Source organism: Erythrobacter sp. S267 (genome assembly GCF_057365045.1).
Map to the genome: position 1 here is coordinate 2,552,187 of NZ_CP200298.1, position 24,345 is coordinate 2,576,531.

General features: G+C 58.5%; 27 protein-coding genes and 1 tRNA gene. 14 read left to right on the forward strand and 14 right to left on the reverse strand.

The features are described from left to right. The first annotated feature begins 69 nt into the window (after positions 1 to 69). Complete coding sequence (locus tag AC0V6X_RS11945; RefSeq protein WP_486184767.1) at positions 70 to 612, forward strand: hypothetical protein; 543 nt, start codon at positions 70 to 72, stop codon at positions 610 to 612. Between the two features lie 2 nt (positions 613 to 614). Here AC0V6X_RS11945 and AC0V6X_RS11950 read toward each other — a convergent pair whose 3' ends face one another. Genes AC0V6X_RS11950 through AC0V6X_RS11960 form a run of 3 tightly spaced genes read right to left on the reverse strand, consistent with a single transcriptional unit; the run spans position 615 to position 3,192 of the window. Further along, positions 615 to 1,211, reverse strand: a complete 597-nt coding sequence (locus tag AC0V6X_RS11950; RefSeq protein WP_486184768.1) for a DUF3299 domain-containing protein — start codon at positions 1,209 to 1,211, stop codon at positions 615 to 617. Further along, positions 1,208 to 2,521 (reverse strand): ABC transporter permease, encoded by a 1,314-nt coding sequence (locus tag AC0V6X_RS11955; protein WP_486184769.1) that lies wholly within the window; start codon positions 2,519 to 2,521, stop codon positions 1,208 to 1,210. The genes AC0V6X_RS11950 and AC0V6X_RS11955 overlap by 4 nt, the downstream gene beginning before the upstream one ends. Further along, complete coding sequence (locus AC0V6X_RS11960; protein ID WP_486184770.1) at positions 2,518 to 3,192, reverse strand: ABC transporter ATP-binding protein; 675 nt, start codon at positions 3,190 to 3,192, stop codon at positions 2,518 to 2,520. The genes AC0V6X_RS11955 and AC0V6X_RS11960 overlap by 4 nt, the downstream gene beginning before the upstream one ends. 189 nt (positions 3,193 to 3,381) lie before the next feature. On the opposite strand from AC0V6X_RS11960, the gene dcd reads away from it, so the two are divergent. The 3 genes from dcd to AC0V6X_RS11975 all read left to right on the forward strand — a co-directional run bounded on the left by dcd (position 3,382) and on the right by AC0V6X_RS11975 (position 6,567). After that, positions 3,382 to 3,936 (forward strand): dCTP deaminase, encoded by a 555-nt coding sequence (gene dcd / locus AC0V6X_RS11965; protein WP_486184771.1) that lies wholly within the window; start codon positions 3,382 to 3,384, stop codon positions 3,934 to 3,936. Positions 3,937 to 3,976: 40 nt separating this feature from the next. Further along, positions 3,977 to 5,065 carry a M14 family metallopeptidase gene (locus tag AC0V6X_RS11970; RefSeq protein ID WP_486184772.1) on the forward strand — a complete coding sequence of 363 codons (1,089 nt, stop codon included), beginning with the start codon at positions 3,977 to 3,979 and terminating at the stop codon, positions 5,063 to 5,065. A 311-nt stretch (positions 5,066 to 5,376) separates the two neighbouring features. Beyond that, positions 5,377 to 6,567, forward strand: coding sequence for a saccharopine dehydrogenase family protein (locus AC0V6X_RS11975; protein WP_486184773.1), 1,191 nt, complete (start codon positions 5,377 to 5,379; stop codon positions 6,565 to 6,567). Between the two features lie 7 nt (positions 6,568 to 6,574). On the opposite strand, the gene AC0V6X_RS11980 is transcribed toward AC0V6X_RS11975, so the two are convergent. Together AC0V6X_RS11980 and AC0V6X_RS11985 are read right to left on the reverse strand one after the other, a co-directional pair. After that, the gene (locus AC0V6X_RS11980; RefSeq protein WP_486184774.1) at positions 6,575 to 8,731 is read right to left on the reverse strand and encodes a TonB-dependent receptor; all 2,157 of its coding nucleotides are present in this window, start codon (positions 8,729 to 8,731) and stop codon (positions 6,575 to 6,577) included. 121 nt (positions 8,732 to 8,852) lie between these two features. Next, positions 8,853 to 8,927: transfer RNA gene (locus AC0V6X_RS11985), tRNA-Gly, on the reverse strand. A 263-nt stretch (positions 8,928 to 9,190) separates the two neighbouring features. Between AC0V6X_RS11985 and AC0V6X_RS11990 the strand changes: the two genes are divergently transcribed. Both AC0V6X_RS11990 and AC0V6X_RS11995 read left to right on the forward strand, forming a co-directional pair. Next, positions 9,191 to 10,117 (forward strand): tetratricopeptide repeat protein, encoded by a 927-nt coding sequence (locus AC0V6X_RS11990; RefSeq protein WP_486185579.1) that lies wholly within the window; start codon positions 9,191 to 9,193, stop codon positions 10,115 to 10,117. A 17-nt stretch (positions 10,118 to 10,134) separates the two neighbouring features. Beyond that, positions 10,135 to 10,752 carry an LON peptidase substrate-binding domain-containing protein gene (locus AC0V6X_RS11995; RefSeq protein ID WP_486184775.1) on the forward strand — a complete coding sequence of 206 codons (618 nt, stop codon included), beginning with the start codon at positions 10,135 to 10,137 and terminating at the stop codon, positions 10,750 to 10,752. A gap of 10 nt (positions 10,753 to 10,762) precedes the next feature. Here AC0V6X_RS11995 and AC0V6X_RS12000 read toward each other — a convergent pair whose 3' ends face one another. The 6 genes from AC0V6X_RS12000 to argB form a co-directional block, all read right to left on the reverse strand. Continuing rightward, entirely contained in the window at positions 10,763 to 11,827 is a 1,065-nt protein-coding gene (locus AC0V6X_RS12000; RefSeq protein ID WP_486184776.1) for a serine hydrolase domain-containing protein, read from the reverse strand. Between the two features lie 66 nt (positions 11,828 to 11,893). Further along, on the reverse strand, positions 11,894 to 12,523 hold the full coding sequence (locus AC0V6X_RS12005) for a MarC family protein (protein ID WP_486184777.1): 630 nt from the start codon (positions 12,521 to 12,523) through the stop codon (positions 11,894 to 11,896). 67 nt (positions 12,524 to 12,590) lie between these two features. Beyond that, positions 12,591 to 13,352: a hypothetical protein gene (locus tag AC0V6X_RS12010; protein WP_486184778.1), complete on the reverse strand. Its 762-nt coding sequence runs from the start codon at positions 13,350 to 13,352 to the stop codon at positions 12,591 to 12,593. Continuing rightward, entirely contained in the window at positions 13,349 to 14,242 is an 894-nt protein-coding gene (gene folD / locus AC0V6X_RS12015; protein ID WP_486184779.1) for a bifunctional methylenetetrahydrofolate dehydrogenase/methenyltetrahydrofolate cyclohydrolase FolD, read from the reverse strand. The genes AC0V6X_RS12010 and folD overlap by 4 nt, the downstream gene beginning before the upstream one ends. Further along, positions 14,239 to 14,520 (reverse strand): YggT family protein, encoded by a 282-nt coding sequence (locus AC0V6X_RS12020; RefSeq protein WP_486184780.1) that lies wholly within the window; start codon positions 14,518 to 14,520, stop codon positions 14,239 to 14,241. The genes folD and AC0V6X_RS12020 overlap by 4 nt, the downstream gene beginning before the upstream one ends. Before the next feature lie 131 nt (positions 14,521 to 14,651). Continuing rightward, positions 14,652 to 15,563, reverse strand: coding sequence for an acetylglutamate kinase (gene argB, locus AC0V6X_RS12025; protein ID WP_486184781.1), 912 nt, complete (start codon positions 15,561 to 15,563; stop codon positions 14,652 to 14,654). Positions 15,564 to 15,763: 200 nt separating this feature from the next. Here argB and AC0V6X_RS12030 point away from each other — a divergent pair, with 200 nt between their 5' ends. The 3 genes from AC0V6X_RS12030 to AC0V6X_RS12040 all read left to right on the forward strand — a co-directional run bounded on the left by AC0V6X_RS12030 (position 15,764) and on the right by AC0V6X_RS12040 (position 17,255). Beyond that, on the forward strand, positions 15,764 to 16,090 hold the full coding sequence (locus tag AC0V6X_RS12030) for a BufA1 family periplasmic bufferin-type metallophore (RefSeq protein ID WP_486184782.1): 327 nt from the start codon (positions 15,764 to 15,766) through the stop codon (positions 16,088 to 16,090). 135 nt (positions 16,091 to 16,225) lie between these two features. Next, positions 16,226 to 16,792, forward strand: coding sequence for a thermonuclease family protein (locus AC0V6X_RS12035; protein ID WP_486184783.1), 567 nt, complete (start codon positions 16,226 to 16,228; stop codon positions 16,790 to 16,792). Positions 16,793 to 16,874: 82 nt separating this feature from the next. Then, positions 16,875 to 17,255 (forward strand): DUF4870 family protein, encoded by a 381-nt coding sequence (locus AC0V6X_RS12040; protein WP_486184784.1) that lies wholly within the window; start codon positions 16,875 to 16,877, stop codon positions 17,253 to 17,255. A 72-nt stretch (positions 17,256 to 17,327) separates the two neighbouring features. Here AC0V6X_RS12040 and AC0V6X_RS12045 read toward each other — a convergent pair whose 3' ends face one another. Then, positions 17,328 to 17,693, reverse strand: coding sequence for an HP1242/YdcH family protein (locus tag AC0V6X_RS12045; RefSeq protein ID WP_486184785.1), 366 nt, complete (start codon positions 17,691 to 17,693; stop codon positions 17,328 to 17,330). 421 nt (positions 17,694 to 18,114) lie between these two features. On the opposite strand from AC0V6X_RS12045, the gene AC0V6X_RS12050 reads away from it, so the two are divergent. Then, positions 18,115 to 18,627: a DUF4870 family protein gene (locus AC0V6X_RS12050; protein WP_486184786.1), complete on the forward strand. Its 513-nt coding sequence runs from the start codon at positions 18,115 to 18,117 to the stop codon at positions 18,625 to 18,627. A 225-nt stretch (positions 18,628 to 18,852) separates the two neighbouring features. Here the strand turns inward: AC0V6X_RS12050 and AC0V6X_RS12055 are convergent, their stop codons facing one another. Beyond that, a complete protein-coding gene (locus AC0V6X_RS12055; RefSeq protein WP_486184787.1) occupies positions 18,853 to 19,236 on the reverse strand; it encodes a hypothetical protein in 384 nt (127 codons plus the stop codon). A gap of 87 nt (positions 19,237 to 19,323) precedes the next feature. Then, positions 19,324 to 19,842, reverse strand: coding sequence for a nuclear transport factor 2 family protein (locus AC0V6X_RS12060; RefSeq protein ID WP_486184788.1), 519 nt, complete (start codon positions 19,840 to 19,842; stop codon positions 19,324 to 19,326). A 100-nt stretch (positions 19,843 to 19,942) separates the two neighbouring features. Here AC0V6X_RS12060 and AC0V6X_RS12065 point away from each other — a divergent pair, with 100 nt between their 5' ends. The 4 genes from AC0V6X_RS12065 to AC0V6X_RS12080 all read left to right on the forward strand — a co-directional run bounded on the left by AC0V6X_RS12065 (position 19,943) and on the right by AC0V6X_RS12080 (position 24,319). Further along, a complete protein-coding gene (locus AC0V6X_RS12065) occupies positions 19,943 to 20,647 on the forward strand; it encodes a hypothetical protein (RefSeq protein ID WP_486184789.1) in 705 nt (234 codons plus the stop codon). A gap of 269 nt (positions 20,648 to 20,916) precedes the next feature. Beyond that, positions 20,917 to 21,834 (forward strand): DNA-methyltransferase, encoded by a 918-nt coding sequence (locus tag AC0V6X_RS12070; RefSeq protein ID WP_486184790.1) that lies wholly within the window; start codon positions 20,917 to 20,919, stop codon positions 21,832 to 21,834. Positions 21,835 to 21,941: 107 nt separating this feature from the next. Beyond that, positions 21,942 to 23,705, forward strand: a complete 1,764-nt coding sequence (locus AC0V6X_RS12075; RefSeq protein WP_486184791.1) for an AAA family ATPase — start codon at positions 21,942 to 21,944, stop codon at positions 23,703 to 23,705. Beyond that, positions 23,702 to 24,319, forward strand: a complete 618-nt coding sequence (locus tag AC0V6X_RS12080; RefSeq protein WP_486184792.1) for an HNH endonuclease family protein — start codon at positions 23,702 to 23,704, stop codon at positions 24,317 to 24,319. The genes AC0V6X_RS12075 and AC0V6X_RS12080 overlap by 4 nt, the downstream gene beginning before the upstream one ends. Positions 24,320 to 24,345: the final 26 nt, after the last annotated feature.

Below are 24,345 nucleotides of genomic sequence, written 5' to 3' on the forward strand. Positions count from 1 at the left end.
GATCAGGCGCAACTGGACCCACTCGCATCTTGCGCGAGCCAGCATTTCGCGCATAAATCGCCGAGCAACATGACCAAGTTCCTCTCTCGTATCGTCACCCACTGCCTAACCGTTATCGCCCTCATGTGGAGCGGCGCGGCAATGGCTGAGGTGCAGATCCACTTCCACTCGTTCAACGGGTCTTTGTTTGGTGGGCGCTATCCGCACACTTTCATCGTGCTCGATGGGACGCTTGAGGAGACGGGCGCAAGGGTGAATGAAAATTACGGCTTCACCGCACGCTCGGTCAGCGCTGCGGCGACGCGCGACTGGGCCGAGCACTTGGTGGAGGCGGAAGAGGAGAAATACGTCCGCTCCACAAACCGGCATTTCTCAATCACGCTCACGGATGAGCAATATCGCACCATCGTGCGCGAAGTACGGCGATGGGCGGATGAACCGGGTAAGCGCTACAGCCTCGATGAACGCAATTGCATCCACTTTGTCGGACGGATGGCTGAGTTGCTTGGCCTGACCGTGGAATATCCCGACAACATGCTGCGCCGCCCCAAAAAGTGGCTCAATCACATCACCGATTTGAACCCGCAATTGGGCGCAACGCGAATCCGCTGACTCTAACCGGGACGCGACGCGGTGAGCTTGTAGAAGATCCCGCTTTCATCCTGTCCGGTCAGTTCCAAAACGCCGCTCACTACCATCGAATTGCGCGGGTCGGTGGGGAACGGGGTTGCAGCGACCACTTCGATGAACTGCATCGGCGCGGCGTGGAAATGGAACGGGCAGCCCGGCGGATAGCCCATCAGCAGAAAGCGGTTTTGTGTCGCTCCGGCGTCCAAGGGCGTCATCCATCCCGCGACCGTGATTCGCTTGCCTTCCAGCGCTTGCACTTCTTCCGGGAATATCGGGGTCGAGACGATGAAGCCGTCTGCATCCTCGCGCTTGTTTTCTTCCGTCCGCTCCAGCAACTCCCACGAAATCCCGCCCGGCGGCGTGGGAGCTGGCTTCCAGATATCCTCAAGCACCATGCCTGTCTTGGGGTCGATCGGCAGGTTTGTGTTCGCATTGGACGCGGCGAGGTCGGCGAGCGCCACTTCGACTGCATCATCATCGCGCGCAGGGCTGGGACCGTATTCGCCATAGAGATAGAGCCCGCCAAGCACGACCAGTGCGATGACACCGATGCGCCAAAGAAGGCCGATTGCCGTGTTCATGACACACTCCGCGCCAAAATGCGGGCCGGGTCGATCCGATAGACCCTTAAGGCCGGGATCAGAGCGGCAAGTGCGCCAATGCCCAATACGGCCAGCATCAACATCGCCTCGCCTGCCACAGGGGACCATGCAACCAGCCCGAGGTCGGAAAGCGTCGCAAAATTGGCCCGCGCGAGCGCGATGAGGACATGCGCCCCGACCCATCCGCAAATCGCTCCTAGTGCGGCGGTAATGACTCCTTCGAGGATGAGCGTGCCGAACGTCTGAAGCTTGCTCGCGCCCATGACCCGCAGGAGCGCAAGATCGCCTTCCCTCGCACGCGCCATATTGAGAAGCGCGACAAATATCGCGAGGCCGCCGGTCGCGGCGAGCAGCCATGCAAAGACGCGTGCACCCTCAAAACTTGCGCCCAGCAGTTCCAGCAGCCGCGCGGTTTCCGTGGCGGGAACAGCGGCCTGCAGCTGCGTCTGGCGGTTGATCATCGCCGGGAGGCGCACGGCTCCGGATGCGTTGCGATAGGTGACGAGCAGCGCGGTGAGCTCGGGTTCCAGCTCGCGACTGGCCGACTGGAGTTTTGAGAATTCGCTTTCATCCGCATGGTCGTGACCCCCATGGTTTTGGTCGTGTTCATGGTCGTCGCGATGACCCTCTTCGGAGTGGCCTTCAAAATGGTCATGATCGTGATCATGCGCGATGCCGTGGACGTCCCAGACGCTCTCATAGGAAACAAGGATCAGCCGATCGGCGACCGTGCCGCTGGGCGCCAGTATGCCGACGGTTTCGAACGGCGCGTTTTCGTGGGTGTGGTCGCCATCTTCGTCCATGCCAAATCCGTGGCTGCCGACAAATTGCTGGCCGAGCTGTGCGCCGGTTGCCCGCGCAACGTCCGCGCCCAGCACCGCTTGCATCTCGCTATCGAAAGTGGCTCCATCCGCGACCTCCAACCCATAGAGTTCGGAAAAGCTTGCATCCGTGCCCACGATCCTAAACCCACGGAAATTGTCGCCCAGCGCGAGCGGCACGGCGCGCTCGACCGCGGGGTCATTCCTCAGCAAATCGAGGCTGGAGAGCGGAATATTGCCCGTCGGCTCATCCACGTGAAAGACGCTGGAGAGGATCAGCTGCATCGGCGAACCCTTAGAGCCCACCACCAGATCCACGCCATCCGCATCGCGGCTCAAACGCTCGCTCGCCTGATGGCTGAACTGCAAGAGCAGCACCAGCATTGCGACAGATATGGCAAGCAGCAACACGTTAAGAGCCGTGGTAAGCGGCCGGTCGCGCAGGTAGGCGAGAGCCAAGTCGATCATGCTGGAACCGCAGTCTCGCTCACGCGCCCATTTTCAAGCACTAAGCGACGCTCAAAATAGGGGCTCAGCCGGTCATCATGGGTTGCAATCAACAAGCTTGCCCCTGCCTCGCGCGCCGTCTCAATCAGCAGCTGAGCAACCGCATCCGCATTGGCATGGTCGAGCGCGGAGGTCGGTTCATCGGCGATCACGATGTCGGGGGAGGCCACCAGCGCCCGCGCAATCGCCGCGCGCTGCGCCTCGCCTTGGCTGAGCTCAAATGGGCGGGCATGGGCCTTGTCCGCAATACCCAGCCGCTCCAGCATTGCCTCAACTTTGACTGCATCGGTGCCGCGACCCGCCAGCTTCTGCGCGAGCAGCAGATTGCGCTGCACACTTAAGGCCGAGACCAGCCGCAATGTCTGGAAAACGATCCCCATATGCGCGCGCCGCACGCGGTCAGCGTCAATCGAAGCACCCGCCTTGGCAATATGCCGTTCGCCCAAGGCGACCTCTCCCGCATCGCAGGATTGCAGACCGCAAATAATGTTGAGGAGGCTCGACTTGCCTGACCCTGATGGGCCTAGCAGGAGGGCTTTCTCACCCGGCTCTAAAGCAAAGCTGACATTGTCCAGCACAAGGTCAGCGCCAAAGCGGAGGCTGAGGCCGCGAACCGCAAGTTGCATGGTCATTGCGCTTCTCTCATCCCAAACTTGCATCGCACCATTTCGAAGCGCCTTGCAAGTTAGTTGCAGAGCCGCGCTATTACAATCCGCCGTCCCCAACACAGGCTGAACGGTCCGGTCATTTGCTGCGATGAGTGCCGGATAAATCCGCAAGCCTGCTTGCCCTGCCCTCGCGCATCGGGAATCACTGAAGGCATGGCGATTCTCTCCGACAAATGGATCCGCACTCAAGCGACCGAAAAAGGCATGATCGAACCCTTCGTGGAGGCACAGCGCCGCGAAGGGGTGATCTCTTATGGCCTTAGCTCTTACGGCTATGACGCGCGCGTGGCGCCGGAGTTCAAGATCTTCACCAACGTCGACAGCTCCACCGTCGATCCCAAGGAGTTTGACCCGAAAAACTTCGTCGACCGGGAAACCGATGTCTGCATCATTCCGCCCAATTCCTTCGCGCTCGCCCGCACGGTCGAGTATTTCCGCGTGCCGGAAGACGTGCTGGTCATTTGTCTGGGCAAGAGCACCTATGCGCGCTGCGGGATCATCGTGAATGTCACGCCGCTTGAGCCGGGTTGGGAGGGTCATGTGACGCTGGAGTTTTCAAACACCACTCCGCTGCCCGCCAAAATCTACGCCAATGAAGGCGCGTGCCAATTCCTGTTCCTGAAGGGCAACGAACGCTGCGAGACCAGCTACAAGGATCGCGCGGGCAAATATATGGGCCAGCGCGGGGTTACGCTTCCCAGGCTTTAGCAGCGCGGCTATCACCTCTCCCGAATTGAGAGAGGTACACATGTCAGACAGCATCATCCCCTGCTTTTCGAAGGATTATTTCGAAGCGCGCACCAAATTCCGCGAAGCTGCAGCCGCGCGCGGGTTGGAGGTGGACACCCGTCTCAATCCGAACGCCAAAGGTCCGGGCGGTGAGGACCTAACCTCCGACATCATCTACATCGGCGCGAAGAACCCCAAAAAGGCGCTGCTGTTGGTGAGCGCCACGCACGGGGTCGAGGGATATTGCGGCTCAGGCCCGCAAGTGGGGTTCCTGAGCCAAGGCTATTTCACCGACTTGCCCGAAGAGACCGCCGTCATCATGCTACACGCATTGAACCCTTATGGCTTTGCCCATGACCGGCGCGTCAATGAGGACAATATCGACCTCAACCGCAACTTCCTCGACTGGGGGAATATAGAGCTGCCAAACAGCGCCTATGGCGAGATTGCAAGCCACGTCCTGCCGGCTGACTGGGGTGGCCCGGCGATGGAGGCCGCCAACGCTGCCCTCGCCGCCTATCGCGAGACGCACGGACAGGCCGCGTTCCAGGCAGCTATTTCGAGCGGGCAATATCACCATCCTGACGGCGTCTTTTACGGCGGCCAAGGGCCAAGCTGGTCGAACCAGATGCTGGGCCAAATGCTGCGCGACTATTGTGCCGATGCGGACGTGCTGGGCGTGATCGACTTCCACACCGGCCTTGGCCCCTATGGCTATGGCGAGCTGATCGGGTCAGGCACTCCTGAAGAGAAAGCTTTGGCCCGCAGTTGGTACGGCGACCAAGTCACCGATCCCGAAGCCGGCACCTCCACCTCGGCCTCGCTGGATGGGGTCAACCACACCGGCATCAGCCGCACACTTCCCAACACCAAGGTCGGCTTTATCGCCGCCGAGTACGGCACACGCGACATCGACACCGTGCTGAACTCAATCCGCGCGGACAACTGGCTCTACCACAAGGGAGACGTTGCCAGCACGCAGGGTCAAGAGATCAAACGCGTCATCCGCGACGCCTTTTATCCTGAGTTCGACGACTGGAAAGAGATGGTCTGGACCCGCGCACAAGAGCTGGTGGATCTGGCACTCAAGGGTATGGCCAAAATGTGATCCAGCGCGCCGGGTAAGCGTTTTCCTACTCCGAGGAAATCTGGCTTAATGCCAAGCTATGCGCGCCCTTGCATCTCTCCTCAGAAAGCCAATCCGGGTCACACTTCCCGTACTTTTAGGTGACACTTTTCACAGCAAAAGTGACACTCCGCAGACCGAACGTAACACTGTGACCTGTGTACTTGCCTGCTCGATAAGGGTGAGGGGCGTTTTTGACTCCAAGACTGTGTGTCAAGTGTGTCAAACGCAGCCGCTCTCCCCTTTGACTCTGGCCCTTCAAACTCCCATTGCAGCCGCAAAGGAGAACACACATGGCTGAATCCGAATTCGACATCATCGTCTATGGCGCCACCGGCTACACAGGCCGTCTAGTCGCGGAGTATCTGAGCAATCATTACGGCTCTTCCGGCGCTCATTCGGATGGGGCCCCCAAATGGGCGATGGCGGGCCGCTCTCAGGAAAAGCTCGAGGCCGTGCGTGACGAAATTGGTGCGCCTGCCGACACACCGCTGGTGGTCGCCAACGCGGACGACGCGGCGGACCTCGAAGCCATGTGCGCGCGGACAAAGGTCGTGCTCACAACGGTTGGCCCCTATCAGCTCTATGGCGATGCTCTGGTCGCAGCCTGCGTAAAGACCGGCACCGATTATGCCGATCTGTGCGGAGAGCCTGCCTGGATGGCCGAGAAGATCGCGCAGCATCACGAAGCCGCCAGGGCGAGCGGCGCGCGCATCTGCTTTTCCAGCGGGTTCGATTCGATCCCCTTCGACCTCGGCGTGCTGATGACGCAGAAGGCAGCGGAGGAACGCTTCGGCAAGCCCTCACCCAAGATTCGTGGGCGCGTGCGCGCAATGAAAGGAACGTTCTCGGGCGGGACTGCGGCCAGCCTTGGCGCAACCATGAAAGCCGCTGCCAAGAACCCGTCGATCATCAACGTTCTACGCAATCCCTTCTCGCTGGCACCGGGCTTTGACGGTCCAAGCCAGCCGACTGGTATGATTCCGCAGTTCGAGAGTGACCTTGGCAAATGGGCTGCGCCTTTCGTTATGGCGCCGATCAACACGAAGAACGTGCACCGCACCAACTTCCTGCTCGGCCATCCCTATGGCGAGGACTTCCAGTATGATGAGATGATGCTCACCAGCCCCGGCGAAGCGGGCAAGCAAATGGCGGAAGCCGCCGCTGAAATGATGCGCAATCCGTTCGGCGCGAAGCCTCCCAAGCCCGGCGAAGGGCCAAGCAAGGAAGAACGCGAAAACGGCTTTTATGACGTCCTATTCGTGGCAGATAACCCCAATGGTGGGGATGCGCTCCACTACGGCGTCAAAGGCAAGTTTGATCCGGGCTATGGCTCGACCAGCCGGATGCTGAGCGAGACCGGCATGGCGCTGCTTAGCTCCGATGCGGAAGGCGGAGTGGGCACTCCGGGTTCATTCCTGGGTGAGGCGTTGGTCGACCGGCTGCAAGAGCATGCCGACCTGACCTTCGCGCTGGAGAATTGAGCGGAGCCTAGAAGCTCAGCCGAACGCTGGCGCGGATATTGCGACCGGCGAGGGGTACAAAATCCTTGGTGAAGCTCGCATGGCGGCGACCTGTTTGATCGAACAGGTTTTCGCCGGCGAGTTGGACCACCACGTTCTCGTTGTCCGGAATAGGACGCCAGGATGCGTAGAGGTTCACAAAGGTGAAGCCGTCGGTCGCGGATTCGAACTCGGCAACCTCGTCTTGGCCGTCGAACCACTGGACCTCGCCACGCACGGTGAAGGCGTCCACCTCGGCCTCCAACGCGCCAAGCAAGCTCAGCGGCGGGATGCGAGGGACGGCGGTGTCATCGGCGAGGGTTGCATCGACATAGGATGCGCGCAGATCGGCGGTGATTGTGTAGGCGTCGGTCTCGACGACCGGCAAAGCGAGATCGGCTTCGAAACCGAAAAAGCGGGCATCCTGCTGAAGGAAGACGAAGACCGGCAGCTCGTCCTCTTCCTCTCCGGTTGGGGTGAGGTAGATGAAGTCGTCAAAGCTCTGGTAGTAGACCGAGGCTCCGAATGAGATGTCCTCGACGTCGCCGCGAACGAAGGCCTCAAAGCCCCAGGCGCTCTCGATGCCAAGATCAGGGTCGCCGATGTCGAAGGCCTGTGTGGCGATATGCGGACCATTGGCGAACAGCTCTTCGCCGGCAGGGGCGCGCTGGGAGCGGGACAGGGTGACGCCGGCACGGGCGTTCTCGCCTGCCGGAAGGACCAGTGAGAGCGCGCCGGACAGAAGATCGAAGTCACGCTCGAGAGCGCGGCTCTCCGCTTCGACTTCGACCCGTTCATAACGTCCGGCGGCTTCAATCTGGACCGCGCCGAGGTCGAACTCCTGCACGGTGAAGACGGCGAATTGCGTGGTCTCGTTGGGCGGCACGAAGGCCTCTTCGCCGATCGCCTGGAAGTCGCGGGCGGTGAACTGCGCGCCGATGACGCCGCCGCCGGTCTGGAGCAGCTCGAGGCGCGCTTCGAAGGTCTCAGTGTTGTATACGGTGCCGATCTCGGCGCCTTCGAACTCGGTGTGGGTGTAGTCGGAATAGCCTGCGCGTATCAGCACCCGGTCGAGGAAGCCTCCTCCGATGGCGATATCGCCGCGGACATCGAAGCGCCATTGTTCAAGGCCGATGGAGACGGTCTCTTCGCCCTCGTCCTCTGCTTCCTCACCGCCTTCGCCTTCCTCACCGTGGTGGTGACCGCCTTCTGGGTTTCCTACAAGCCCGTATGTGGTGTCATAGTAGCCAACGGAAGCTCCGAAACGCGACTCACCAAGGATCACGCCAATACCGCCGTTGAAGCTGTAGGTTTCAGTCGCCGAGTTGGGGAGGATGCCGGATTGCTCGGCTGCTTCGCGCAGCTCATCGGCCTCTTCCAGTTCGCCTTCCGCCTCCTCCTCGGCCGCATCGGCAAGGAGATCAGCGCGCAACGCGTCGGTCAGCTGGAAGCCAGGAATTTCAAGGTCATCTGTTTCACGAAAGGAGCCATCCAGGTGGAGCACAAAGATCGCGCCCAGCGCCGCATCGAGCGAGACGCCGCCGCTGCGCAGGTTGCTTGCAGTGTCGAAAGCGGTAAGCGCATCGACTTGCACACCACCCTCAGGGGCGATCACTGGAATGCGGCGGTCGATGACATTGACCACGCCGCCGATTGCCTGGCTGCCATAGAGCAGCGAGGTTGGCCCACGCAGCACTTCGATTCGTTCAACCGATAGAGGGTCAATCGTGGTCGCGTGGTCAGCCGACGTGTTACCAACATCTGCTGTACCCAGCCCGTCGACAAGCACCCGCACACGCTCCCCATCAAGCCCGCGCAGGATCGGGCGGGAGGCTCCGGGAGCGAAGCCGGTCGAAGAGACACCGGGCACCTTCGCCAGCAGATCGCCGATCTGCCCAGCAAGATCACGCTGAATAGCTTCCAGCGTGATGACATCCTGCCCTGCGATAAAATCCAGCTCTTCTAACCCCTCAGCCGACACGACAATCGTGGTCTGAGCCTGCGGATTGCCGCTGAGCACAGCCCGGCGATCCGCTTCGGCGGCCTCAACGCCCGTTTCGGAGGTCGTCCCCGCAACGGCAGGATTGGCGAAAACCGAAAAGGAAAGCGCAGTTACAAGCGCAAGGCGGGAAGCGGTTGGGATCATGTGACAGGAATTCCTGTTGGGCTCCCGCTATTGCGGGATGTTATATTATATCATCTATCTAGCGCGCGAAATGGAAAGCGCAAGCCAGCTTGCGTTCCACCGCTCACGACATGGAAGAAAATGGAGCGGGCGAGGCGATTCGAACGCCCGACCCCAACCTTGGCAAGGTTGTGCTCTACCCCTGAGCTACGCCCGCTCACTGACGCCACACAGAGAAGAGAAAATCTCACATCTCTGCCGGGGAGGCGGGGCAATTAACGCAGCTTCGAATAGGCTGCAAGCGTAAAATGCGAGAAAAATCGCCAAGCTGGCCCCGCAATTTGCTGCGATCCCGCACTCCATGGCTAGCCAGCAGCCTTTGCAAGGTTCACAACGCGCCAAAAGCCCCCACATTGACGGGCGAAGTAATGCTGACGCAAATTCAGCGCATCAGACAACAGGAGCAGTGCCTTGGCCTCTATGGGTCTCAACATTGAAGAGCAAAAAGCGGTCGAACGTTTCCAAAAGGACGTCGTCGAGCCATCCAAGACAAAGCTTGTGATCCTTGACTTCTGGGCCGAGTGGTGTGGGCCGTGCAAGGCTCTTACCCCAGTGCTGGAGAAGGTTTGCGGCGAATATGCCGACAAGGGCGTCGTACTGGCCAAGATCAACGTCGATGAAGAGAAGTTCATCGCTGGTCAGTTCCAGGTCCAGTCGATCCCGACCGTCTATGCCATGTTTCAAGGCCAGCCAGTCGCTGACCTGACCAGTGCTCGAACAGAGAGCCAGTTGAAACAAATGCTCGACCAGCTGCTCGCTAAATTGCCGTTGTCGGAAAGCGCGGGCGATGGTGCGCCGCAGGGCCCCTCACCAGAAGAGATTGCGCAGTTTGTAGCAATGGGTGAGCAAGCCCTCACAGAAGGCGACGCCCAGCGTGCTGCCGGAATCTTTGCGCAAGTGACAGAGTTTGCAAACGACAATGCCGCCGCCCATGCTGGCCTCGTCCGAGCGCTTGTTGCGCTCGATCAGGTTGACGAAGCCCGCCAAGTCATGGCCTCGATCGATGCCAATCCGCAACTCGCTGCTGATCCTGTGATGGCTCAGGCCAAGAGCGCGATTGAGCTGGCTGGTACACAGGTAGATGATGGTGAACTGGCCGGGCTTCGCGACGCTGCAAAAGCCGCGCCCGACGACATGGAAGCGCAGCTTGCTTTTGCCGAAGCCGCCTTTGCCGCTGGCGCGCGCGATGAAGCGTCGGACACTTTGCTCGCCATGATTGAGGCGGACCGGGAATGGAACGAAGGCGCTGCGCGCGCCAAGCTGCTCCAGATTTTCGAAGCCACTGGCCTTGAGGACGAATGGGTCGTTACCACCCGCCGCCGTCTGTCCAAGATCCTGTTCGGATAGGAGTGAGCGCCCCGACAATGACCGCCCCCAAACGCCTCTCCATATTCCCTCTGCCCGGTGCGATCCTGTTCCCAGGTCTGCAATTACCACTGCACATCTTCGAGCCGCGCTACCGTGCGCTGGTGGGCGATGCGTTGGTGCGGCACCGGCAGATAGCCATGATCCAGCCCCAACGCTCGGTTGAGGGCGCACCGCTCTATTCAGTCGGTTGCCTCGGCCAAATTGGCGAGATCGAGGCGATGGAGGATGGGCGCTATAACCTCATCCTAGAAGGGGTTACGCGCTTCCGCATGGTGCGTGAGCTCGACGTCACCACTGCCTTCCGCCAGATCGAAGCCGAATTGCTCGACGATGATGACGAGGAAGTGTTGAGCCATGCCCAGCGCGGCGGGTTCGAGCGCGAGGCCCGGCTGTTCGCTGACAGCCAAGGCTACAGCGTGGACTGGGATTCGGTCGAGCGGCTTGATGACCAGTCACTCATCAACGGCGTATCGCAGATTGCACCCTTTGATCCTGCGTCAAAACAGGCGCTGCTTGAGGCGAACACGCTCTCCGACCGCTGCGAATTGCTGGTGCAGCTAATGCAGTTCTTTGGCCGCGGCGATCCCAGCGAAGAGATCACGACGTTGCAATAAAGGCGCAACTCTAGGGAGCGATGCCGGCTTCTTCCTGAAGGGGCGGAACGGGCAGGCTTCTCAACAGTGTCGTCAAGATGATGAAGGAGTTACGCTCTGCTTCGGAGCGGTTGTAATTCTCAGTTTGGACCACCAGCACTGCGCGCATCGTGGGAACTATTGCGACGATGTTGCCACCATTGCCCTTCATCATCAAAGCGCCCTCAAACCCTTGCACGGACCGGATCGCAGAAAACCAAAAGAGGTTTCCATAGTAAACATGATCGCCCAACTTGTGGGTTTGCGTAATGAGCGCGCCAAGCTGATCTTTGGGAAGGATCTGTTGCCCGTCCCATTCGCCGCCCTCAAGAATCATCTGCCCAATTCTCAGCAGCGCCTCATCCGAAATCGTCAACTGCCCGCCTGATTGAATCTCCCCCTTGCGCGATGTGCGCCACTCAACCTCATCAATGCCGAGCGGATTGAACAGCCGACGCTGGACATAGAGGTCGAAACGCTCTCCCACCGCCTTTTCGACCACTTGGCCAAGCAGGAAGACTCCGGCTGTGCAGTAGGAAAAGGGGCCGAGCCCGCGAGCATCGCGTTCGAACTCACGGGCCGGTAGCGCCAGCGCAAACTCGCGCCAGTCGCGGCGGCGATACATGCGCTCTTCTTGGCCTGGAGAGCGCCGCACCCAATCGTTGCAGTCGAGTGCGCTGGACATGTTGAGCAAGTCGCCGACGGTGATCGAGTCCCACGGCTCGCCCCGCGATGCGCTGAGATAGGGCCAGACGCGCAGCTCCGGGCCGGATAGGTCGCCATCTGCGATTGCTGCCGCAACGGCCAATGCCGTGATGCTCTTGCCCGCCGATTTGATGTCGACGGGATCGCCCATAGCGCCCTCGCCAAAGCGCTCGCGGTAGACGACTTCGCCATTCTGCATGACCGCAACAGCGCGGATCTTGCCGAAATCGCCGGCGCGGATCTGTTCTTCGAGATCAGGGACGGTAAGGTCTGGTAGAGGCTGCGCGAAGGCAGAAGTACCGATAAAGGCCACAGCAATGGCGACAGCCCATATGCGCAAGGTTCCGATCATCTCAGCCTCCCATCATGACGCATAGGGACAGTGGATGAACCGGCCAGTAACGCCGAGCCGCTGCCGTCAAGACAGCCCGAAGCTGCCACTGATCCCATCAACTACATACTGCGTCGCGAGCGCCGCCAGCAGCACGCCGAGCAGACGGGTGATGACGGCCTCAACCTTGTCACCAAGCAGTCGGATGAGTGGCCCGGCGGCGACCAAAGCGCCGGCAGTCAGCAGCAGCACCACGCCGAGGGCTGCAAAGACCTCAATCGTTTCAGCCGCAGTGTCCGCTTCGTTCATCAAAAGCATGATCGCTGCAATCGCGCCCGGCCCTGCGAGCATTGGCATAGCCATAGGGAAGACCGAAACATCCTCGATCTCGGGATTGGCGTTGACCTTGTCTGCCCGCTCCGTTCGGCGCTGGGTCCGCTTTTCAAAGACCATTTCGAAAGCGATCCAGAAAAGCATCAGCCCGCCAGCAATGCGGAAACTGTCGAGCGAGATGTGCAGCGCGCCCAGCAGGCTCTCGCCGAAGAAGGCGAAGATCGTCAGGATGATCGCTGCGATGATTGTTGCGCGCAGCCCCATAATGCGCGCCTGTCGCGGGGTCGCATCCTTGGTCAGACCGGCATAGATCGGTGCGCAACCAGGAGGGTCGATCACGACGAACAAGGTCGCAAAGGCAGTGATGAAGAGTTCGGGCAGCATTTAGGCTCAGGAAGTGGTTGCTAAAGTCGCCCCTCAACAGCTTTTGCCGCAAATGGCAAGTGGCCTGCTAGCGCGCTGGCGAAGTCAGGTTCTCTTCAATCGCGGTGATCCACTGGCCAAGATAGAAATACTCCGCCGCCACATATTTGGTGCCGTCGTCGCGATGCTCCCATCGCCAACGCAAAGTTCCATCGCGCGACAGCTGGGCATCGGCGCGGCCCTCTTCGCCTATGGGGATGGCAGGCGGAGCGGGGATCGACTGGCCTTCAGGGGCGCAGGTGGCGATCAGGCCCTCGACCAGATCAATCGCGGTGACGACGATATCGCCATCCTCGAAATCAGCGCGGGGCGGAGGCTGCGGGTCGTCATAGCCTGCGACGTCGTAGCTCCATTTGAAACTGCCATCGCTCTGCCGCACCCAGGTGGTGACATAATTGCCAACCAGGCCATCTCCATCAACAAAGCGCCCCTTGCTGAGCGCTAAACTGCCATCGCAGCTCTGGACCACAATGCGTGGCCCCCATTGGATCGGAGTTTCCGGATTTTCGAGCTGAGACGCAAAAGCTGCGTAGGGCACCGGACCATTGCGTCCATGCAGGATCGCTCCGGGAGCTGCATATTCGAGACCAGCGGTGACCTGCCCTTCCTCCTTGGCCGCGCGCGCATAGGCGATCTCGGTTGCAACGATGGAGGAGGGTTGGGCGGCACCAGGCGCTCCAGTCAGGACCCGCTGGATGACGGAGTTGGATGGACCACGTTGAGGGGCCGCACAGGCCGACAGAGCTGCGCATGCAACAAGCGCGGTGAGAAAGGCAGGAGCTGTCTTCACAGGCCCTCCGGCACCGAAAGCCCAGCATTGCGGTAGGCCGCGACCAGAGTGTTGCGCAGCAGCACTGCGATGGTCATGGGGCCGACGCCTCCGGGCACGGGCGTAATGGCTCCGGCGACTTCGCTCGCCTCGTCAAACGCAACATCGCCGACCAGTTTGCCTTTGGTCTTGCCGGGTTCGGGCGGCAGTCTATTGATGCCCACATCAATCACAGTCGCGCCATCTTTGAGCCAGTCCTTGCCGATCATCTGAGGACGACCGACTGCCGCAACGACGATGTCCGCACGCTTAACAACCGATTTCAGATCGCTCGTCCGGCTGTGCGCGATCGTGACGGTAGCGTTGGCGTCCAGCAGCAGCTGCGCCATTGGCTTACCTACAATGTTGGAACGACCGATCACCACAGCTTCCAGCCCGGAGAGATCGCCCAATTTGTCTGTCAGCAACATCATGCAGCCTAGCGGCGTGCATGGGACAAAGCCCGATTGCCCGACGCTGAGGCGCCCTGCGTTGATAATGTGGAAGCCGTCGACATCCTTATCCGGACTGATCGCGGCGATGACCTGTTGTTCGTCGAGATGGTCGGGCAGAGGCAGTTGGACAAGGATGCCGTCGACCGCCTCATCCGCGTTCAATTGCTCAACGGTCGCCAACAGGTCTTCGGCCGAGGTGTCAGCAGGCAGGCGATGCTCAAAGCTTTCCATATTGGCAGCGAGCGTCGCTTTGCCCTTGGAGCCGACATAGACCTGGCTCGCCGGATCATCGCCAACTAGGACCACGGCGAGCCCCGCTTTGCGTCCAGAGCTCTGCGTGAATTCCAGTGCGTGCGCTCCCACTCGCTCGCGTAAGCCAGCAGCGAAGGCTTTGCCATCAATGACAGTCGCGGTCATAGCGATTTGACCACCCCGTCGAGGACAATCATGAGGATTTGCGCGCCGATAATCACGACCAAAGGTGACAGATCAAGCGCCCCCGTCTGCGGCAGGATATTGCGCACGGGACGCAGAACTGGTTCCAGCAGGCGATTGATTGACTCGTAGACCTGCGCAAGGAACTGGTTGGAGGTGTTGACGACGTTGAACGCGAACAGCAGTCCAATGACAAACTGGATAATCACCAGCATCACAAAGACGTTCACCAACAGGCCGATAATATCGATAAGTGACACAAGTGCTTGCATTTGAGCTTCGGTTACCTTTGCTTGGCGCTGCGGGAATTGGGTCATGCGCGCCGGGTTACGTCCCTTTGGTCATGCGTATTAGCTGAGTAACACGCCTATTTCCAGTGCTCGTGCGAAAGTCATGCTTTGACGAGCGTTCCAGCGCCGCGTGCAGTGAAGAATTCGAGCAGCATGGCATGGGCAACTCTCCCATCAAGGACAACCGCCGCCTCACAGCCAGATTCGACTGCGGTGACGCAGGTTTCGAGTTTCGGCACCATGCCGCCTTTGATGACGCCCTCATCCTTAAGCTTGGCAATGTCAGCGGGCGAAAGGTCGGTGAGGAGCTTGCCCTCGCCGTCCAGCACGCCCGGCACATCGGTCAGCAGGAACAGCCGCGCCGCGCCAAGGGCTGCCGCAATCGCGCCCGCCATCGTGTCAGCGTTGATATTGTAGGTCGCGCCGTCTTCTCCCGGAGCAATTGGCGCGATGACCGGGATCATGCCTGCCTGAACTGCGGTGTCGATCACGGATGTATCGACGTGGGCAGGCTCTCCGACAAAGCCCAAGTCGACCGCTTTCTCGATCAGGCTTTCAGGATCGCGCGTGGTTCGAGAAACCTTGCGCGCTTTGACCAAGCCGCCATCCTTGCCCGACAGACCCAGCGCCTTACCCCCCGCATTGGCGAGCCAGCTGACCAGTTCCTTGTTGATCGCGCCTGACAGGACCATCTCCGCTATCTTCGCAGTGGCCTCATCCGTCACACGCAGACCGTCAACAAAGGTGCTTTCCACGCCAAGACGCGACAGCATCTCTCCGATCTGCGGTCCCCCGCCATGCACGACGACCGGGTTAATCCCGACTGCCTTGAGAAGCACGATATCCTCGGCAAAGTCGCGTGCGGCTTGCGGATTGCCCATGGCATGGCCCCCATATTTCACCACAAAGGTGCGCCCGGCATAGCGCTGGAAATAGGGCAGAGCCTCGATCAGCACTTCAGCCTTGGACAGGTCGAGTACCTGCGGATCGGGGGAAGAGGATGTCACGTTCATGATTTGGCTTTGGCCCACTGCGCAGAAGTTCTGAAGCCGCTTAGCCGCTTCGTGCTCATGTGCAAAGCGTGTGCACGTTTCATCCTGTTTCTGCCAATTTGCGCTTGGCGCTGTAACCAAACTCTGATTGACTGCGAATTGGTCGATAACAGCGCGCAACACTGCTTCGCTGTTGGGAATTTTGGACTGGAGGAACGACCATGAATACTACTCGCATCAAAGGCTCTTTCGCACTCGCCGCAGCCGCTGGCCTCGCCGCAGCTTGTTCGGGCGGCGCTGACACCAGCGGAGGCGGTACCGAAGCGGAAGCGCTTGCAGCCGCTGGCGGCGGCGCCAAGGAAAAGTGCTACGGCGTGTCGCTGGCAACAGAGAATGATTGCGCTGCAGGCCCCGGCACAAGCTGCGCAGGCACCAGCGTGATCGACTACCAGGGCAATGCCTGGACCTATGTTGACGAAGGCACCTGCCTGACGATTGAGCGTCCTGACGGTACGTTCGGCTCGCTTGAAGAAACCGACAACGTCTGATCCCATCTGGATCGAACACCAAAGGCCGCGCGGGAGAGAAGCTCTTCGCGCGGCCTTTTGCTGTCTGGTCCCGGCGGATAGGCTGCTGCGATGGCTTGGCGAGCCTGCCGGGCGGCTGCTAACACCGCGGCTGTCATGTCCCGCTCCCGTTGGAAATCACGCGCCCGCTTCAAACGGCCCAAGCGATCGGTTGGGCGCAAGCGCCTGCTGGACTGGTGGGTGCTCTGGCGCGTTCCAGTGCTCGCGTTGATCGTCATGGCGGCTTGGTGGTTCGGGTTTCGCCCGATTGCGATGGAGCAAGGGTGGGTGCCAGTCGCGGACGACTTCGCTATCTGTGGCGCAGGTGGGCCGAGGGCAGCAGGTTGCGTCGTCGACGGCGACACGCTGGTCATCGGCTTCGGCAATGAGCGCCGCCGCATCCGCTTTACTGGCTTTGACGCACCCGAACTGGACGGAGCTTGCGAAGCGGAAAGCCTGCTGGCTGCCACTGCCAAAGAGCGTCTCCACCAATGGCTTAGCCAAGGCGTGTTCGAATGGAATGGAGATGTCGATCCCCCGCGCGACCAATATGGCCGTGAACTGCGCTCTGCACGCCGGGTCAATCCAGACGGCAGCCGCGAATATCTTGCCGACGTTATGCTCAACTCTGGCCTGGCCGCTGAGAGCGGTTGGGGCGCGGAACCGGCCGATTGGTGCGAGTAATCGGCTCCGGTCTGAGGGGGGCTTGCCGACGCGATATCTTTGCCTAGACTGACGTTGTGTCCAAACGCACAGGGGATCCTTAATGAACGAACCAGCAACCTCCAACTCAAACAGCAATCCACCCGCTAATAACGGGTTCGATCTGAACCAGCCGACGATCATCTCACTGCTCTATCTGGGCAGCTACTTCACCGGCTTTTCCGGTCTGATTGGCATCGTGCTCGCCCATGTGTGGCAAGGTGAGAACCAGGACAGCTGGGCCGCGTCGCACTTCACCTATCTGATCCGCACCTTCTGGTTCGGTCTTCTCGGCTTTCTTATTGGAGGTGTGCTGACGATCGTCCTGATCGGCATTCTCATCCTACCCGCGGTCGGCATCTGGGTGCTGGTGCGCAGTGTGATGAGCCTCCTCAAAGCGCAGAAGCAAGAGCCGATGCCCGATCCTGAGACGCTGCTATTCTGATCTCCTTTTTCAGCGCTGGTGAGAATGGCGACTCGCCTGGGACGCCATTCTCATAAAGGGCTTGGTGCGCAGCTAGCTGGCAACAAATCGCTTGCCTACATCCTGAGCGATTGCTGCTGCGGAATCGACCCTTGCGAAAAGGTCTTGAAGGCCTGTGCCCGTTGGCTGGTCAGCCTGCGCAGTCAGGACATCCCCTTCTGCTGCCTCGATCATCATCGCGATCTCATCGAGCAGGTGAAGTCGCTGTTTCCGCAACCGCGTGAGATAGGCATCGGAGGTCGGCTCAACTTCAACTTCGATCCGATGGATTGATCGGTTGAGCGCATGATAGCGATCCGCAAGCTTGCAGAAATGTCCATTGGAACGCTTCAGCCAGGAAATTGTGTGAGCGTCCTTTGGAAACTCTTCGTGAAGCTCGTGGGGGGTGTGGGCGGACATCAGCATCTCCATAGCGGTTTCAAACAAGCCCTTTCGGGATGCATTGGGTCTAAGCAGCACGGGACAGAGCGGCATTGATGTGGATCAAACAGACGATTGTCGTCTCTCTCAGACCCCAATGCTGACACACTTGGCACAGTGTCCAAAGGGCAGAAACCTCCCCTCGCTGACCCTATGCTGACATAGCATGAGCTGCTTTGTGATGTAGATCGCGGTGGCGAGAACGTGCGCCTTGCGCGGGAAATCCAAGAAGGAGGAGAAGTGCTTCATTGCTGCAAGGATACCCCGCGCTCAGTCGTGTAGGAAAACGGCGCGAGGCTTACATCGAGAGTGTCACGTCTTGAGCCCCAAGCTGCCACCCACTTTACCTCCGCCCTAACCGCCCTATCATGGCGAACCAAACAGGGAGCATCACGCAAAAATGTCCGACACGCCGAGCCCGCAAGATGTCACCCCCGCGCGGAAGATTGCTGAGCCAACGCCGAGCATGCCAGGAGACCGCCCGACGCATCCCCCGCGCCCGGCTGGCAATTCCTTCGCCCGGCCGCTCGTGATCTCATTGCTCTATCTGGGCGGGTTCGTGACCGGCTTCTCCCCAATTGTGGGGCTTATCCTCGCCTATGTCTGGCGCAGTGATGGCACAGCGATGGAGTGGGAAGAGACCCACTTCACCTATCTCATCACGACCTTCTGGGTTAGCCTGTTGTTCAATATCGTGTTTGCCGTCATCTTTTTCGCCAGCTTTGTCGCGATGATAGCAGAGGCTGAAAGCGGGACGGGGGGAGAGCCACCAATGGCCGCGATCGTGTCCGTTTTTGGCATAATGGTCTTGTGGGGCATTATCGCCTTGTGGTTCACGATCCGCTGCGTGATCTCGCTCGCCAAGGCGAGCAGCGCCAAGCCGATGAGCCGCCCACGCACTTGGTTGTTCTGATCGAGGCTCCACGCATATCCCCATAGGGGCGCGCACGGAATTGAGAGGCCGAATGGTTGCGCGCACATTGGCGCACGATGAGCATCCGAAAGTCAAAGCATCAACCGAGGGCTTATCTGCCCAGCAATCGTCCGTCGCGCTGGTTTTATCCGGCGCTGATTGGGCTGCCTTTGATGGTGTTCATCGCGATCGTATTCGCGCCCGTTTGAGGGCAATAAGACGCTGTTACTGACCCCACCCGTCGACAGCGGCACTGCGATTGCTATCGCCCCAATCATTGGACTGGCGATTGCCGTTGGCGATCTCTTTGTGATCAGAGGTTGCCTCTTGAACCATCGGGATCGTGTCGGCGGGGGCTTTATCGGGGTTGCAGCCCTGCTGTTGCAGACGCAGTCGCGCGCGCTTCACCTTGGTCTCAGTGACCCTGCCTGAGCCAATCGCGCTGCGGGCTATGCGGGTGCACTTCTCGCTCCATTCATAGTCGCTGGATGAGAAGAACGAACTCGACTCAGAGCTGCCTCCGCCTGGACCTTCGTCGAGCACATCGGCCAGCTGCCAGCCACCGATGGCGCAAATGACGACGCCGACGATCATTCTGAAATAGTACATGGCGCGAGCTCCTCCAGTGGCTGTTTGCGGGAGCGCGAGATTGTAAGGGAGGAAGGTAAATTTCGGGTTATCTTGCCCCAAAGAAGCTTAGGGATAGGGTCTTTGCGCGCGGTGATCGACGCTGATTGTCTCTTGCATCAGGAACACTCCGAGAGCTCCATCCCATTGCCAAACATTGATAAAATAGGCCCCGCCGGTCTGTACCCAACCCAGCTCCTCACCTCTCCATTCGAGGAAGGTGTGATAGCCGCGATGGAGCACGCCCCACTCTCCCAGAGGCGTAACGCGGTCCGATCCGGGCACCAGTAGGCGGCGATTCGCATAGCTTTCATTCGCCCCGCCGGGTTCGCGCGCGGCGCATTGCTGCGAGATCATCGCCATGAACTCCTCGCGCGATGACGCCACCACCCCGCCCAGATCGTGGAGCATGCGGAAGTCTTCGGCCAGCATGGTTTGGAGGGTCTCTGGATCGCACCCTTCGAAAGCCGCGTAGAACATGGCCGCGTCGCGCTCGGCGATGCGGGTTGTGGCCTCTTCTAGAGTCGGGATCGGCGTTGTGTCGGCGGTAACCGGAGTGGTCAGCGCGAGGGCGAGTGCGGCGAGCATTGGTGAACCTCCCGAGGTGTATTGCCGGAATAATACACGTGCGCGAACCTTCTGCAAGCAGTACGCGACACCGCTTTCTTTTGCGGTTAGGCTCCCCTGCATGACACGCAATCTCGCCGCTCTGGCCCTCGCCCCTGCCCTGTTCACCCTCGCCGCTTGCGAAGCTGAGCCCACCACTCTCCCGGAACCTGACAGCCAAGACCTCTTCTGGGAGGCGCTGTCGAGCCATTGCGGCAAGGCCTATGCGGGCCGTATGGTGAGCGAGGACGCGGCGGACACCGACTTTGCGGGCGCGCAGATGATCGTCCATGTCTCCGAATGCTCAGAGACCCAAATCGCCATGCCCTTCCATGTCGGACAAGCGGGCGCAGATGGCGAGATCGAATGGGACCGCTCACGCACCTGGGTCGTGACGCGCCTGTCCGTCCCTCATATGAACGCGCCAAAGACCGGCGGAGCGACACCGGTTGGCCTGGGCCTCAAACACGACCACCGCCACAAAGATGGCTCGGAAGACGCCGTCACCCAATATGGCGGCGACACACGGACCCAAGGCACGCCCCGCGCCCAAGACTTCCCCGTCGACGATTTCAGCATCGAGATGTTTGAGCGCGAGGGTTTGACCGCCAGCGTCACCAATGTCTGGACCTTCGAGGCAGATAGCGCGGGATCGGAGGGCGCCACGATCGCCTACCAACTCCAACGCACCGTCGAAGGCGGAGCCCCCGAGGACCGCTTCTTCCGCGTGGAATTCGACGCCAGCGAGGAAGTGGAAGCGCCGCCGGCTGCTTGGGGGTGGGAGTAGCTATTCTCCGACGTCATCCCGGCCTCTGAGCCGGGAACCCGCTTACGTTTATCTTGAAGCGCGCAGCAAGAAGCGGGACCCCGGATCAAGTCCGGGGGGTATAGTGATAGCTTCGAAACAAGGGAAATTTGACCACACTTGAATTCTCAGTGGGGTGAGCTGATCGCGAGCAAATAGGCAAATTTGCGCAATTCCAGACATCGGTTTTTTATGTGCAATTTTGCTGATAGAGAAGTCCCACTTGAGACTTTCTGGGTGTTTATCGCTTGATGCCGAAAATTGATAAGAACGAGATGGGTGCTGAGCAAACGTCCAATGATCAGGAAACTGAGACCGAAAATGACTTTCCTACTTGGCAGGGTGGCAATTTACTCGAGACGAACTGGAAGATCGTGTGTGGATCATCACTCGATGTTTTGAAGACTCTGCCCTCTGAAACTGTCGACACTATAGTAACATCGCCACCATATTTTTGGCTGCGCGATTATGGAGCTGATGGGCAAATCGGCCTAGAAGATAGCATTGACGAGTACGTGAATGCACTAACGGCGGTTCTCAATGAAGCCAATCGGGTGCTGAGCAAGACTGGTCTATTGTTCCTGAACATTGGTGACACATTCTATTCCGGGAAGGGCAAGTCCCACGGGCAAGACAAAAAAAGCACGAAGCGACGATTTGGGTTGCGGGCAGTAGACAAGAGCGGAGGGCTTGGCATCGGCCTTCAACGCAAATCGATGATCGGCATTCCGTGGCGCGTCGCAATGAAGCTCGCCACTGATGGTTGGGTGCTTCGCACGGCAATCATCTGGCATCGCGAAAATTGTCTGCCCGAGCATGTTCGAGATCGCCCAAGCAGAAGCTACGAGTACGTGTTCATGCTTGCAAAAAGCCGCTTCTATTATTTCAATAAGCAACCGCTGGTCGACAAGAAGATAGAAGAGGATATGTGGACCATCCCCGCAAAACCTAAGGCGCGAGGCGGTATTGAAACTGCCCCGTTTCCTGATGAACTAGTTGAGCGTTGCCTAGAGATTGGGTGCCCAGAAGGTGGAACAGTCCTTGACCCATTTGTTGGTAGCGGCACAACTGTGCGGGTGGCGAACTCGATGAATAGATCGGGCATTGGGATTGATTTAAATCCCGATTTCTGCCGATATGCGGTTGAGCAATTAGGCGGATCGATTTGACCTACTTATCGAAGAGAATAATTGCTGAAGCTATTGGAGTTCTGCGGGAGCACGTACATCCGTTCGTGGGCATAACCTTTCTAGCGTGTAAAAAAGCTAATCTACCGGTGGGAGAGCAGACCACGGTTAGCATAGATTCTCTAACTCGCGAGTTTCTCAAAGAGCATCACAAGATCGACGCGAACAGCAAGTTTTACTTCCAACCCTTTAAGAGCATCAAGGAATGGGTTGATCCGAAGTATCCGTCAGCTGGGTTGCAAGCGATCAATACGCAGACCTTTGGCGAAGTTTTCATCCACGAGCGAAACACAACCGAGTGGGGCTTTTCTGAACATTACGCCGCGAACTTAAGCAAGAGACTACGGTCGCTACGATATGCTGCCCGATCTCCGATCATTGCCTTGGCGATTTGGGTTTTTAAGTATCGTCGATGGCCTGAAGGTGCCGGCTTCGACAGTCTAGTTGAAGAGATGGTCTCCGTCTTTGGCTTAAGCAAGGACGACTTGACGGAGGTCTTTTTCGATGATCGAGAACAATTCCATGAGCCGTTTTTTCAAGACACCCCCACAAGTGGTGAGGAGATCGCGACGCTCTATTCACCTCCACCTGATTCACCTAACCAAGTCGGGGGAACGCTGCGCAGTCTAGAGCTTGAGTTCGTTGGCCCGGCGCAGAAACTCTCAATAGAGTTTGGAGACCGGCTCACAATCGTGACTGGTGACAATGGACTTGGAAAGTCCTTTTTGCTCGAAGCCGCTTGGTGGGCTGCGACAAGTCATTGGCCTAGCCAGCCGGCAATGCCGCTAATGGATGATGGATTTGCTCCGCTAAAAGATGTCATTCCGAATATTTCGTACGAGATTGAAGACAACTCTGGTCGCCGCACACGCCAACAAGCGAACTTCGATTGGGCTTCCTATTCATGGAAAGAAGAGAAAGATAGGCTTACGCTTTCAGCACTTGCTGTTTTCGCGAATGCAAACGGCTCATTCGCAGTTTCTGATCCGATCCGCTCACAGTTTGCCAACCCTCAAAACGCAACAATCGACCAATTCTCGCAAAAAGAACTATGGTACGGATCCGCAGCCACCGAAGGACTCGTTAGAGACTGGGTCAAATGGGACCGAAGCAACGCCCCTGAGTTCAATAGGTTCAAGGCGATTTTGTCTCACCTTTCTCCTGCTGACCTTGGAACCCTGAAGCCCGGACCAATCATTAGAATACCCGGTGACCCAAGAGAGATTCCAACTATCCGTCACCGATACGGTGACACACCTATCATCTTCGCATCTGCTGGAGTCCAACGGGTGATAGGCTTGGCCTACTTGCTAGTCTGGGCATTAGGAGAGCATAAGCTCGCGGCACAGCAAGCTGGTGCAAGCCAATTCGAAAAGATAATCATAATCGTAGATGAGTTGGAAGCTCACCTCCACCCGAAGTGGCAGAGGACTGCCTTGCCAGCAATCATGGACATAAATCATCCGCTTGAGGGCAATCTTTCTATTCAATTCATTGCGGCAACCCATTCTCCCATGATTTTGGCCTCGTCTGAGGCTGTTTTCGAGGAAAAGCGGGACAAAATCTATCATCTTTCGCTGATTGATACTGAGGTCGATCTTAGCCCGATGGATTTCGTCAAATACGGAGATGCATCGTCTTGGCTGACATCACCGGTCTTTGGCCTGCGCTATGCTCGTTCGCGGGAAGCTGAAGTCGCAATCGAGCAGGCAAAACAGCTTCAGGACTCCGAAGCACCGGCAAAAGATAGAATTGAAGAGGTGTCGCGGCAACTGAAACGAGCGCTAGCACCAGACGACAAGTTTTGGCCGCGATGGCTCTATTTCGCTGAAGAGCACGGAGTTTCACTTTGATAAAAGTGGAGGCGCAACTGGAGTATGCTGCTTTCAATTCTCAAGTTCGGCAACCCGGACTTGGTTTTCTGTTGAACTGTGAAAAGCCAAATTCAAAGCAGTTTGGAAGACACAATTACTGGACAAGAGCACGAAATGAACTTCATGCCGCCTATGGGAAGATTTGTGCATATACCTGCATCTACTTGATTGACCCCGGAACGGTTGATCACTTCATGCCTAAGTCGGTCTATCCATCACTCGCATACGAGTGGAGTAACTTTCGCTTGGCTCGCGCGAGATTCAACACTTCGAAGGGCGACAACACAGATGTGATGGACCCGTTTTCCATTGAGAATGGATGGTTCAGACTCGACTTGCCCAGCTGTCTAATTAAGGCAAGTCCCGACGTGCCAATGATCGCTCGCAAACGAATAAATGCCACAATCAATATCCTCAGATTGAACAGCGATGACTACTATGTTCAAGAGCGATGTGATATCCTTATTGAATACGCAAAGGGATTGATTACTCTAGATTTTTTAAGAAGACGCTATCCTTTTTTGGCCGAGGAAATCGTCCGTCAAGGCCTTGAAGATTGTCTCGCTGATCGATTTGGATTGGAAGGTGGCTAGCGACAAGCGCCAAGCTGCAGAAATTC

Bases quoted from the DNA above. Each gene is read 5' to 3' on its own strand.
- AC0V6X_RS12050 (WP_486184786.1), top strand. From the start codon at position 18,115: ATGTCCGACACGCCGAGCCCGCAAGATGTCACCCCCGCGCGGAAGATT.
- AC0V6X_RS12070 (WP_486184790.1), top strand. From the start codon at position 20,917: ATGCCGAAAATTGATAAGAACGAGATGGGTGCTGAGCAAACGTCCAAT.
- AC0V6X_RS12040 (WP_486184784.1), top strand. From the start codon at position 16,875: ATGAACGAACCAGCAACCTCCAACTCAAACAGCAATCCACCCGCTAAT.
- argB (WP_486184781.1), bottom strand. From the start codon at position 15,563: ATGAACGTGACATCCTCTTCCCCCGATCCGCAGGTACTCGACCTGTCC.
- AC0V6X_RS12030 (WP_486184782.1), top strand. From the start codon at position 15,764: ATGAATACTACTCGCATCAAAGGCTCTTTCGCACTCGCCGCAGCCGCT.
- AC0V6X_RS11945 (WP_486184767.1), top strand. From the start codon at position 70: ATGACCAAGTTCCTCTCTCGTATCGTCACCCACTGCCTAACCGTTATC.
- AC0V6X_RS11990 (WP_486185579.1), top strand. From the start codon at position 9,191: ATGGGTCTCAACATTGAAGAGCAAAAAGCGGTCGAACGTTTCCAAAAG.
- AC0V6X_RS11970 (WP_486184772.1), top strand. From the start codon at position 3,977: ATGTCAGACAGCATCATCCCCTGCTTTTCGAAGGATTATTTCGAAGCG.
- AC0V6X_RS12045 (WP_486184785.1), bottom strand. From the start codon at position 17,693: ATGTCCGCCCACACCCCCCACGAGCTTCACGAAGAGTTTCCAAAGGAC.
- AC0V6X_RS12000 (WP_486184776.1), bottom strand. From the start codon at position 11,827: ATGATCGGAACCTTGCGCATATGGGCTGTCGCCATTGCTGTGGCCTTT.
- AC0V6X_RS11980 (WP_486184774.1), bottom strand. From the start codon at position 8,731: ATGATCCCAACCGCTTCCCGCCTTGCGCTTGTAACTGCGCTTTCCTTT.
- AC0V6X_RS12055 (WP_486184787.1), bottom strand. From the start codon at position 19,236: ATGTACTATTTCAGAATGATCGTCGGCGTCGTCATTTGCGCCATCGGT.
- AC0V6X_RS11955 (WP_486184769.1), bottom strand. From the start codon at position 2,521: ATGATCGACTTGGCTCTCGCCTACCTGCGCGACCGGCCGCTTACCACG.
- folD (WP_486184779.1), bottom strand. From the start codon at position 14,242: ATGACCGCGACTGTCATTGATGGCAAAGCCTTCGCTGCTGGCTTACGC.
- AC0V6X_RS12065 (WP_486184789.1), top strand. From the start codon at position 19,943: ATGACACGCAATCTCGCCGCTCTGGCCCTCGCCCCTGCCCTGTTCACC.
- dcd (WP_486184771.1), top strand. From the start codon at position 3,382: ATGGCGATTCTCTCCGACAAATGGATCCGCACTCAAGCGACCGAAAAA.
- AC0V6X_RS12005 (WP_486184777.1), bottom strand. From the start codon at position 12,523: ATGCTGCCCGAACTCTTCATCACTGCCTTTGCGACCTTGTTCGTCGTG.
- AC0V6X_RS11950 (WP_486184768.1), bottom strand. From the start codon at position 1,211: ATGAACACGGCAATCGGCCTTCTTTGGCGCATCGGTGTCATCGCACTG.
- AC0V6X_RS12035 (WP_486184783.1), top strand. From the start codon at position 16,226: ATGTCCCGCTCCCGTTGGAAATCACGCGCCCGCTTCAAACGGCCCAAG.
- AC0V6X_RS11995 (WP_486184775.1), top strand. From the start codon at position 10,135: ATGACCGCCCCCAAACGCCTCTCCATATTCCCTCTGCCCGGTGCGATC.
- AC0V6X_RS11960 (WP_486184770.1), bottom strand. From the start codon at position 3,192: ATGACCATGCAACTTGCGGTTCGCGGCCTCAGCCTCCGCTTTGGCGCT.
- AC0V6X_RS12060 (WP_486184788.1), bottom strand. From the start codon at position 19,842: ATGCTCGCCGCACTCGCCCTCGCGCTGACCACTCCGGTTACCGCCGAC.
- AC0V6X_RS11975 (WP_486184773.1), top strand. From the start codon at position 5,377: ATGGCTGAATCCGAATTCGACATCATCGTCTATGGCGCCACCGGCTAC.